The organism is Bowmanella denitrificans, from assembly GCF_039522935.1.
In the GTDB taxonomy this organism is placed as follows: Bacteria; Pseudomonadota; Gammaproteobacteria; order Enterobacterales; family Alteromonadaceae; genus Bowmanella; species Bowmanella denitrificans.
Window position 1 is genome coordinate 206,065 of sequence record NZ_BAAAEI010000002.1, and the last position, 11,125, is coordinate 217,189.

Genomic DNA, 11,125 nt, shown 5'->3' on the forward strand with positions numbered 1-11,125 from the left:
GCGAAAGGGAGCCGGTTAGAACCGCCAGTCAATGCCGGCGGTCAGCTGGCGCTGCTGCTCCAGGTAAGGCCAGGTATTCACTACCCGCCGCGTTACTTCCGGTTGCCAGCGGCTTTGATCGAACACATTATCAACATCCAGCCATAAGGACAGGCAGGCGTTAACGTGATAATTCAGGTGGGCATTGACGCCGGTCTGAGGATTGGTCAGCGGATTGTAAGGCAAGGCGCCGGGCGGGTTTTGCCAGCCACGCACATGTTGCATATGCACGCCAAGCTGCAGATTGTCCCCCAGGGTTTGGATCCAGCCTAGTTTCAACAAATGCCGGGGCATGCTGCTGGCATTGTCAGTATTCACGCCGGGAGCCAGGTTCTGCTGGTATGTCCAGGACAGCTCCAGGCGCATATTGCTGTCGACGGGTTGCCAGCGACTTTCCCACTCCAGCCCTTTGATGCGTTGTTCACCAAAGTTAAAGTAGCTGGCGGTCTGCCCTGGTTGGGCACGGCGAATAATCAAATCCTGGTTGTGACTGTAAAACAGACTCACGGCGCTGTAGAAACTGGCGCTGCTGTATGCCAGTTGAGCATCCCAGGTCTCAACCGTTTCCGGCTGCAGAGCACCATTGCCCATCACCACACCAGGCAGGGCGATGCCTTGCTCCAGCATCGAGGGGGCGCGATAAGCTTCGGCATACTGAATTTTTGCCAACCAACCATTTTGCCATTGGTAATTGGCAGACACCCGGCTGGAAAGATGGCTGTCGCCATGCTCGGCTTTATTTAGTTGTAAACCGGCCACCAGCGACAAGCGTTGGTTAAATTGATGGGCAATTTCGCTGAAGGCACGTTGCTGATTGTCCTGATAGGCAGGAATTATCTGAATATGGCCGCTTTGTGCATGGTCACCGGCGGAATCCCCCTTATTACGCTGCAGCTCAACGCCCAGTGTCAGGGTGGTGTCGGCACTTAAATCGCGTTGCCAGCGCATATCCCATTGCCAGTCGTGTGCGTCCATATAGCTGGGCTGCGGACCGGGGTTAGTATAGTGATTGTGCATCGCGTTATAGGTGAGCGCGATACTCAGTTGGCCCTGCCACAGATTCTGTTGAGTGGAAAGGCTCAGCCATTGCCGGGTGGCTTCAATGCTGGCCTGTTCAGTAAACAGACTGGCAATGGGTAAGGTGCCGCCATGACCAGAATGGCTGTCGGTATACAAATAGCTGAACTGCCAGTCTCCCCAACCGCCTGCCAGGCGCATGCCCAGGTTCTGCTGGTCAAAATCTCGCACAAAGCCCTGGTTGGTCTCATCTTGAGCACGATATGGATTATGTCTGTCGTTAAAAAAACGCAGGTTAACCGTAGCCCAGGCTGACTGGCGTTCAATGCCCTGACTGAGGCTGAGCATCTGCCTGCCGCCTGAGCCAAGGGCGGTGGTGATACCCTGGCTGCCAACACCGGGGTCGGTGACAATGTTCACCACCCCGCTAAAGGCATTGGTGCCATATTGCACCGAGCCCGGACCACGAATAATCTCAAGTTGTTTAATCCCACCAAGCGGCATGGCGCGCAGAATAGCCAGATCGGCACCGCCATTCTGGGTTTCGCGAACGGGCTGACCGTCAAGCAGAATAAGCACATGAGTATTGTATTGGCCTGGCTGATCGCCGCGAATACTCAGGCTGTTCACCGGAAACATATAAGTGCCGGTGCCCAGTACCCCTGGGGCGAGCTCCAGCGCTTCAACCAAACTGGTAGCGCCATAAGCCTGGATCTGCTCGCGGCTGACCACCGACAGTACCCCCGGTGCTTGTGATAACGCCTGCAGCCTGCGACTGGAGGTCACCACTTCCACGTCCAGCAGTTCTTCAAAAGACAAAGCGAAAGGGTCAGGGGCTTCAGTTTGCCGGGCGTTAGCAGTATGCACCAGAAACAACAAGGGAAGGCAGACTCCCTTAAACAACAAATTCCGTTGGCGCCGCGTCATGCTTTCCCAAACAAAGACAGGTTATTGATGTTAAAAGCTAAATCATCTTCGCCCGGGTTGCAAAGTTGTTTATGTAGTCGCACTGTAAGCTATTGTTATTCAGACTAAAGTGCCGCTGCTACCGCTAACTGATTCAGGCCGCCAGGTAACTTAACCTGGAACGGATAAACTCAGCCAGTTTTTGGCTGGCCTGAGGATGCTTGTTGGACTGGATAAACAGGTTAATCCCCACCAGACCAAGCGACGGCAGACTGCGGTGTTTAATCAGGGTTAAATCGGTTGGCAGGGTACTTTTGGCCAGCACGGTGACCCCCAATCCTTCTTTTAACGCCGCGGTAATACCGCCGATATCGGCATTGGTGTAACTGATGCGCCAGGGTTGATTGGCGGCTTGCAGGCGATCCAGTGCACGTCGCCGGTAAATGCAGCCACTGGGTGCCACCACCAGGGCCACTTTATCGTCTGCAGGCCGGTATTGCGGGTTGGCTACCCACACCAGTTCATCTTGCAGCACGGTTTCCGGCTGGTTGGGGTGGGGCATATCGTCCAGTGCCAGAATCAAATCAAACTGGCGACGACGCTCTTTGTCCAGCAGCGACTTGCTTAAGTCGCAGGTCACTTCCAGGGTCACATCCGGGTAGGCCTTGTTAAAGTCACCGATAATAGCGGGCAGCAGGCTGGTGGCGAACTCACTGGGCAGGCCCAGGCGCAACTGGCCGGTGAGCTGGGTTTGCTCAAACTGGCGAAACAGTTCATCGTTGATCGCCAGCATCTGCACCGCTTGCTGGTACAACTGCATACCGTCGCTGTTCACCTGCTGGCGCTGGCCTTGACGAGTAAAGAGCTTGCGCCCGAGCTGTTCTTCCAAACGCTTGATCTGCAGGCTGATGGCGGGCTGCGAGCGGCCAAGAAAATCCCCGGCCTTGGCATAGCCGCCCATTTCCACCACAGTGACAAAAGCACGTAAATTATCCAGGGACAGTTGTTTCATGGTCGTCGCGTTAGGTGTTAGGTGCCAGGCGAGAGGAGTAAAGTGCCTTGCACCAATGTGGATGAATCAGAGGTGGTGGCGGTAAATAAGGCAACAGGCGTATCTGGGTTGTCTTTTGACTATTGCCCCTTATGGTTTCCTCACTCCTCACTCCTCACTCCTCACTCCTCACTCCTCACTCCTCACTCCTCACTCCGTTGGCATCAGTTTCTTAAATGATGTATGGATAATACATAACAATTCTTAATGTATCCATTTGGATTTCCAATTTGTTGCCTTGTGTTGAAGCTCCTATAATCAGGCCACTTTTTTTGAACCTCACAAGAGTGCCAAAGCCATGACCAACAAGACTGTGCTGCACCCCAAACACCTTGAAGCCGGCGCCAAAATGGTGGATTTCCACGGCTGGGAAATGCCCATTAACTATGGCTCCCAAATTGAAGAGCACCACGCCGTTCGTCGTGATGCCGGTATGTTTGACGTGTCGCATATGACCATTGTTGATATCAAAGGTCCGCAGGCCAAAGCCTATTTGCGTTATCTGCTGGCCAACGACGTGGAAAAATTGAAGGACAAAGGCAAGGCACTGTACAGCGGTATGCTGAACGAAGCGGGTGGCGTGGTAGACGACTTGATCGTGTACTTCTTCGCAGACGACGATTACCGCCTGGTAGTGAACTCGGCCACCCGTGAAAAAGACATTAACTGGTTAAACAAAGTTGCCGACGGCTTTGATATCCAGATTATCGAACAGCCTAACCTGGCTATGATCGCCATTCAGGGTCCCAATGCCAAAGCCAAGGCCGCCGAGCTGTTCAGCGCCGAGCAAAAAGCCGCCGTGGAAGGTATGAAGCCATTCTTTGGCGTACAAAGTGGCGAACTGTTTATTGCCACCACTGGCTACACCGGTGAAGCCGGTTATGAAGTGATGGTACCGGCCGAGCAGGCCTGTGACTTCTGGCAAAAGCTGCTGGATCTGGGCATTCAGCCTTGTGGTTTGGGCGCGCGCGACACCCTGCGTCTGGAAGCGGGTATGAACCTGTACGGCCAGGATATGGATGAAACCATTTCGCCGCTGGCCGCCAATATGGGCTGGACCATCAGCTGGTTGCCGGAAGAGCGTGACTTTATGGGCCGTAAGGCACTGGAAGAATACAACCGCAGCGGTAAAGACAAGCTGGTTGGCCTGGTGATGGAAGAAAAAGGCGTACTGCGCGCTGGCCTGACCGTTAAGGTGGAAGGTGGCGAAGGGGTGATCACTTCTGGTACCTTTTCACCGACCTTGGGTTACAGCATTGCAATGGCCCGTGTGCCTTCCAGCGTAAGGGATACAGCCGAGGTGGAAATGCGCAAAAAGTGGGTTACAGTAAGAGTGGTTAAACCCAGCTTTGTCCGTAACGGCAAAAAAGTAGAACACTAAAAACGTCACAAGTATTAGAGGAAATACAATGAGCAACATCCCTGCCGAATTGCGTTATGCCGCGTCTCACGAATGGGTGCGCCCCGAAGGTAACGGCGTATACACCGTAGGTATTAGCGAACACGCCCAGGAACTTCTGGGTGATATGGTGTTTGTTGAACTGCCTGAAGTAGGCAGCAATGTCAGCGCCGGCGACGACGTAGCCGTAGCGGAATCTGTTAAAGCGGCATCCGATGTATATGCCCCTATCAGCGGTGAGATCCTGGCGGTAAACGAAGAGCTGGAAGACTCCCCTGAGCTGGTCAACTCTGACCCCTACGGCGACGGCTGGATGTTCCGCATCAAAGCCGACGACGAGAGCGAACTGGCAGAGCTGCTGGACGCTGAAGGCTACGAAAACAGCATCGACGAAGAGTAACAAATATTGAAAGGCCGCGCCGACCAGGTGCCGGCCTTTTTCCGTTAAGCGCCCTGGGTTTTCCCGGGGTTTGCTTTTGCAACTTCCCTAACCGAGATACCAAGCATTATGTCTGACACCAACCTCTCCCTGTCGCAACTTGAACAGAAGCAGGATTTTGTCCGTCGCCATATCGGCCCAGGCCAGGCAGAAACCGCTGCCATGCTGGACGTGGTAGGCGCCAGCAGCCTGGATGACCTGATTGAACAGACGGTACCCGCGGCCATTCGCTTACCTAAGCCGTTGAATCTGGGTGAGAGTCAGACAGAAGTCGAAGCCCTGACGGCGCTAAAAGCCGTGGCCAGTAAAAACAAGATTTTCCGCAGCCACATTGGTATGGGCTATCACGACACCCTGACCCCCAATGTGATTTTGCGTAACGTGATGGAAAACCCCGGTTGGTACACGGCGTATACCCCTTACCAGCCCGAGATTGCTCAGGGCCGCCTGCAGGCGCTGCTGAACTTCCAGCAAATGACCCTGGACCTGACCGGTTTGCAACTGGCTTCTGCCTCCTTGTTGGATGAAGGCACCGCTGCCGCCGAAGCCATGGCCCTGGCCAAGCGTGTGTCCAAAAACAAAAAGGCCAACCTGTTCTTTATTGCCGACGATGTGCACCCACAAACCATCGACGTGGTAAAAACCCGCGCCGAGATGTTCGGTTTTGACATTATCGTCGCCCCGGCGGCTGACGCCCCTAATCACGATGTATTTGGTGCGCTGCTGCAATACCCAGGTACCACAGGTGCTATCAGCGATCTGGAATCTCTGATTGCCACTTTGCAAGGCAACAAGGCCATTGTGTCGGTGGCGGCCGATATTATGAGCCTGGTGCTGCTGAAATCCCCTGGTGAAATGGGTGCCGATGCGGTTCTGGGCAGTGCCCAGCGTTTTGGTGTACCTATGGGTTACGGCGGCCCGCACGCGGCCTTCTTCGCCACTCGCGACGAGCATAAGCGTTCACTGCCTGGCCGGATTATCGGTGTGTCGCAGGATACCCGTGGTAAGCCAGCTCTGCGTATGGCGCTGCAAACCCGTGAACAGCATATCCGCCGTGAAAAAGCCAACTCCAACATCTGTACTGCGCAGGTGCTGCTGGCCAATATGGCGTCTTTCTACGCTGTGTATCACGGTCCAAAAGGCCTGAAAACCATTGCCAGCCGTATTCACCGTTTGGCCGATATCCTGGCTGCCGGTTTGCAGGCCAAAGGCCTGGAACTGGTGAATGACACCTGGTTCGATACCATCACGGTTAAAACCAGCAATAAAGACGAGATTGTTGCCCGTGCTATCGCTTCTGAGCGTAACCTGCGTACCGACCTTGACGGCGCGCTGGGTGTAAGCCTGGATGAAACTACCACTCGTGATGATATCAACAGCCTGTTCGACGCCTTCTTAGGCACCGGCCACGGTCTGGATATCGATGTACTGGATGCGCAAATCACTGCCAGCGGCTCGGCTTCTATTCCAGCCAACCTGCTGCGTACCAGCGAGATTTTGACCCACGAAGTGTTCAATAAGTATCACAGCGAAACCGAAATGCTGCGTTACATCAAATCGCTGGAAGACAAAGACCTGGCCCTGAACCACTCGATGATTTCACTGGGCAGCTGCACCATGAAACTGAATGCCACCGCCGAGATGATCCCGGTGACCTGGCCTGAGTTTGGCCGACTGCACCCCTTCGCGCCGCTGGATCAGGCCCAGGGTTACCAGCAAATGATCAACGAGCTGGGCGATGCGCTGGTGGAAATTACCGGTTACGACAATATCTCCATGCAGCCTAACTCAGGTGCCCAGGGTGAATACGCCGGTTTGATTGCCATTCGTCGCTACCACGAAAGCCGCGACGAAGGTCACCGCAATATCTGTTTGATTCCAAGCTCTGCCCACGGTACCAACCCGGCGTCTGCGCAGATGATTGGTTACAAGGTGGTGGTGGTTGACTGTGACAAGAACGGTAACGTTGACCTGGCCGACCTGAAAGCCAAAGCCGCTGAAACGGCCGATAACCTGGCCTGTATCATGGTGACGTACCCTTCTACCCACGGTGTATACGAAGAAACCATTCGCGAGATTTGCGATATCGTGCACCAGCACGGTGGCCAGGTATACCTGGACGGTGCCAATATGAACGCCCAGGTTGGCCTGACCAGCCCCGGCTTTATTGGTTCTGACGTATCGCACCTGAACCTGCACAAAACCTTCTGTATTCCACACGGCGGCGGCGGCCCCGGTATGGGTCCAATCGGTGTGAAATCGCACCTGGCGCCTTTCCTGCCCAGCCACCCGGTAATGGCAATCAGCGGTACGCAGCCAACTAACGGTGCCGTATCTGCCGCGCCATGGGGCAGTGCGTCTATTCTGCCAATCAGCTATATGTACATTAAGATGATGGGCGGCGAAGGGCTGGCCAAAGCCACCGCGATGGCGATTCTGAACGCCAACTACGTGGCCAAGCGTTTGTCTGGCCATTATCCGGTGCTGTACAAAGGCCGTAACGACCGTGTGGCGCACGAATGTATTATCGATATGCGCCCGCTGAAAGAAGCCTCTGGCGTTACCGAAATGGACGTGGCCAAGCGTTTGAACGACTACGGCTTCCACGCCCCGACCATGAGCTTCCCGGTAGCCGGTACGCTGATGATCGAGCCTACCGAGTCAGAAGCCAAGGCCGAGCTGGATCGCTTCTGTGATGCCATGATCAGCATCCGTGAAGAAATAGCCAAGGTAGAAAGCGGTGAGTGGAACGACACCGACAACCCGCTGCACAATGCCCCGCACACCCTGGCGGATATTTGTGACGACGAGTGGAACCGTGCCTACAGCCGCACCGAAGCAGCCTACCCGGTAGACGCCGTGCGCCGTAACAAGTTCTGGCCAAGCGTTAACCGTATCGACGACGTGTTTGGTGACCGTAATCTGGTGTGTTCTTGCCCTGCTACTGATACGTACAGATAAGCTTGAATTAGGCCATTGAAACAACAAAGCGAGCTTAGTGCTCGCTTTGTTATTTTTCGGCCCCATATACACTAATAAGCTAAGCGACAAATCGCTCGCTTGATGCGTGCAGACTCCAGAGATAATATTGCCTGGCGTATCAGAGGAGAACTTAATGACTCAAACAATTAAAAAGGTTTATGTTGTACAGCGTCAGGACCCTTTAGATGATTTTGATACCTTGGCTAAAATTGGTCGCAGTGCTTCTCGTTCTGCAAGGGCCAAAGCCAGAAAACAGGGGGTGAGTTTTACCTACGCTAAAGCCGGGCGGGTGATAAAACAGCATCCGGATGGTTCTGAACAGCTTGTTCGAATTATGAGTGAGCTTGAAAACTTCCCAAGCTTGCAAGCGGATCTATGCCAAGACTAAGGCTTATTGCTGGTCCCAATGGCTCAGGGAAAACCACCTTAACCAACGAATTACGGCAAAAATACGATGTGCCTTTGGGGCAGTATGTTAACCCTGATGAGATTGAGTTGACGCTCCATGAATATGAGCCAGATCCGCTAAAGCGTTCCAAGTTGGCACAGAAAATCGCAACCGAGCAGCGACAGATGTGGCTGACATCAGGGGTGTCTCATAGTTACGAGTCTGTTATGAGCCATGCCAGTCATCTAGACTACATTCAAGAAGCCAATAGACGCGGTTATAAATCCTACCTTTACTATGTTTGTATTGCCGATCCTGACATCAATGTCGAACGTGTTGATGAAAGGGTTGCATTGGGTGGACACCCTGTACCTAAAGAGAAGATTCGCAGCAGATACAGCAGGAGTTTATCCCAGCTATTTGACATGGCCAGACAATGCCACCGCGTTTATTTCTTCGATAATACAGACATGCTGGTGCCTATTGCTGAGGTCAACCCAAACAGCTTTCTGGATGTAAAAGAAGAAGCCTATAACAGAGTTAAGCCTAAGTGGTTTCGTGAAAGCGTTCTTTTGAAATGGGATAAGCAAAAAGTCCGTATTCTTCGGTAAGTTGGCGGGTTACGCTGAATAATTGAAAAAGGGCCTTGTGGCCCTTTTTTGTATCTGTAACATCCTTGTTTTTTATGACAAGCTGCTTTTGGCGCGCTAGATACAGTTATTCACCACAAAGGACACGAAGTGCACGAAGGGTTATAGAGATCGTCTACTCTTCGTGTTCTTCTTATCTTCGTGGTAGAGAAATAATTTTGGATACTGACCTCCTTGTCTTATATGACGCGCGGTCCCTTGCGCGCCAGTCCCATTCGAGCGTCCTGCCTCCAGCTAAAGCTGTTCAATCTGGTTCCTGACCAGGTTGTCTTCACTGCGAAGAAACGAGACGCAAAGACCAAATCTTCGGGAAAGATTTCGGACAGCTTTATGCTGGTCCGGAGGAAAAGCTACAGGGACGTAGCATTCAAAACGCGCCGCTGGATTCCCAACAACGTCAGTCCAGGACACTACTAAAAGGTGGTCGTGAAAACGACGTTCCAGACGCGTCTTCCACTCAATTTTCTCCCAGCAAATTGCCCACCTTTTAGCTGCGCCCTGAACCGACCGGGAATTTTTAAGCGGGGTGAAGCGGCTTAGGTCGCTTGGGGGCTGGATGTTTCGGCAGCTCTGGCTCTTTGATCCGTGACCCCTTTGATCCAAGATCAAACAGTTTCCTTAGTCAATAACAGACTGTAGGATGCGGCTATATCAGCGGACGTTTTACAGGAAGCCGAAGGCCATGGAGCAGACGAATAACAATAACAGGATGAAGTTCTACCTGGTTCATCTGATTGCCGGAATTATCGTCGTTGCCTGTTTACTGATGAATGGTCCTATGCGAGGTGGTCTGCCTGTTGACAATACATTGTCAGAGAGAATGACTTTCATCGTTGAGCATCAGGTAATTTGGCAGTTTTCCTGGTGTATTTGGATGCTCTGTGCCCTGGGACTTTTCACTTTTTGCGCAATTCTGGCTGATAACCTCAAGCCTTCATTGTTTCGTAACCTTGGGCTGGCCTTTGTGGCCATGGGCATAGTGCCGGATCTCAGTGCCGAGGTGCTGTATGCCTTTGTAATCCCGAATCTTATTCATAGCAACACCAGTTTGGAAACGTTGTCAGCGCTGGAAGTGATAGCTACTCATTTGACCGGCTTTCTTGGCAACGGCTTATATAACTTGGGTGGCATGCTACTGACGGTGATTGCCATTCAGGAAGGCCTGATTCGTACATGGGTAGCCATTTGGGGGATAGCGGCGTGGGTATTGGGACTAATGTTGTCCTTCTCTATAGCCTTAAACGCTATGCAAGCGGCAGAACTATTTACCGCCACTAGCATGGTGTTAAGCACCATGTGGATGCTTATCTTTGCTCACAAGGTGTTGCGGCGATAATGGACTATCCGTTGTTAAAACTGTTACATATTGGCGCTTTGATCTTCTGGCTGGGCCCAGCCTTGGGTGCCTGGTTGGTGCTTAAGGCCGTGGATAAAATCGCCGACCTTAGTAATCCCATTGCTGCCAAGGTCAGTAAAGTCTTCTTCTTTACCATAGTGATCGAACATGTCGCTTTTGCTGTGCTGCTGGCCAGTGGATTTACCCTGGCATTTCAATACGGCTTTATTCACACCGACTGGCTGCAGCAGAAACTTTATATCGTTCTGTTGATTATCGTACCGCTGGAAGTCGTGGATATCTTACTCGGCAACTGGCTCACTGCGCAGGCATCGAAAAAGCTTTATGCGGGGCAGCCGATGACAAAGTGGGACCAACGCTGGATAGACGTCTATCATGGGCCATTTACTAAAATCGCATTGTTGGTCATTCCAATTTCGGTGTTGATGGTAATGTACTTGGCTGTTGGTAAGGGGACGATTGTATAAGTATGGATCTGCATCTATTACTTTTTATCGTTAGCTGACATTGTGCATCATGCAAGATCTGACCCGTGCTACGTGTAAGTGACAACTGTTGAGGATAACCGTCAATATCAGATTTAGACTATTCCCATAGCAATCATTTTGCCAAACTGAGTTTCAGTATCCACAGTGAAAGCTGCTGTAACAAGGTTATCGTGATATGACTTTCTTGTCTTATATGACGCGCCGTCCATGGCGTGCCAGCCCCATTCGAGTGTCCTGCCTGTTGCCCTGCGGGCCAGCTAAAGCTGTTCAATCGGGTTCCTGACCAGATTGTCTTTGCAGCGCGGTAAAGACACGACGTTCCAGACGTTTCTTTCACTCATTTTGTAGTGGTCTAATAAAACCAGACACCAAGTTAGGTGGTAGAATCCAACCATCAAATGAGGTGAAT

The 11,125-nt window shown here is 52.3% G+C and carries 9 protein-coding genes; 7 read left to right on the forward strand and 2 right to left on the reverse strand.

Going from position 1 to position 11,125, the window contains the following annotated elements; genetic code table 11:
* Nucleotides 1-15: 15 nt before the first annotated feature.
* Nucleotides 16-1,983 carry a TonB-dependent receptor plug domain-containing protein gene (locus ABD028_RS02210; RefSeq protein ID WP_343841216.1) on the reverse strand — a complete coding sequence of 656 codons (1,968 nt, stop codon included), beginning with the start codon at nt 1,981-1,983 and terminating at the stop codon, nt 16-18.
* Nucleotides 1,984-2,116: 133 nt separating this feature from the next.
* Nucleotides 2,117-2,974, reverse strand: a complete 858-nt coding sequence (locus ABD028_RS02215) for a LysR family transcriptional regulator (protein ID WP_343841219.1) — start codon at nt 2,972-2,974, stop codon at nt 2,117-2,119.
* A gap of 337 nt (nt 2,975-3,311) precedes the next feature.
* On the opposite strand from ABD028_RS02215, the gene gcvT reads away from it, so the two are divergent.
* From gcvT to ABD028_RS02250, 7 genes are all read left to right on the forward strand, one after another.
* Nucleotides 3,312-4,394: a glycine cleavage system aminomethyltransferase GcvT gene (gene gcvT, locus ABD028_RS02220; protein ID WP_102798895.1), complete on the forward strand. Its 1,083-nt coding sequence runs from the start codon at nt 3,312-3,314 to the stop codon at nt 4,392-4,394.
* A gap of 28 nt (nt 4,395-4,422) precedes the next feature.
* Nucleotides 4,423-4,812, forward strand: coding sequence for a glycine cleavage system protein GcvH (gene gcvH / locus ABD028_RS02225; protein WP_102798896.1), 390 nt, complete (start codon nt 4,423-4,425; stop codon nt 4,810-4,812).
* 108 nt (nt 4,813-4,920) lie between these two features.
* Complete coding sequence (gene gcvP, locus ABD028_RS02230) at nt 4,921-7,812, forward strand: aminomethyl-transferring glycine dehydrogenase (RefSeq protein ID WP_343841225.1); 2,892 nt, start codon at nt 4,921-4,923, stop codon at nt 7,810-7,812.
* A gap of 154 nt (nt 7,813-7,966) precedes the next feature.
* Nucleotides 7,967-8,221 carry a hypothetical protein gene (locus ABD028_RS02235; protein WP_343841228.1) on the forward strand — a complete coding sequence of 85 codons (255 nt, stop codon included), beginning with the start codon at nt 7,967-7,969 and terminating at the stop codon, nt 8,219-8,221.
* Nucleotides 8,209-8,832 carry an ATPase gene (locus tag ABD028_RS02240; protein ID WP_343841230.1) on the forward strand — a complete coding sequence of 208 codons (624 nt, stop codon included), beginning with the start codon at nt 8,209-8,211 and terminating at the stop codon, nt 8,830-8,832. The genes ABD028_RS02235 and ABD028_RS02240 overlap by 13 nt, the downstream gene beginning before the upstream one ends.
* A 721-nt stretch (nt 8,833-9,553) precedes the next feature.
* Nucleotides 9,554-10,207 (forward strand): hypothetical protein, encoded by a 654-nt coding sequence (locus ABD028_RS02245; protein ID WP_343841233.1) that lies wholly within the window; start codon nt 9,554-9,556, stop codon nt 10,205-10,207.
* Nucleotides 10,208-10,218: 11 nt separating this feature from the next.
* A complete protein-coding gene (locus ABD028_RS02250; protein ID WP_343841236.1) occupies nt 10,219-10,695 on the forward strand; it encodes a DUF2269 domain-containing protein in 477 nt (158 codons plus the stop codon).
* The last annotated feature ends 430 nt before the right edge of the window (nt 10,696-11,125 follow it).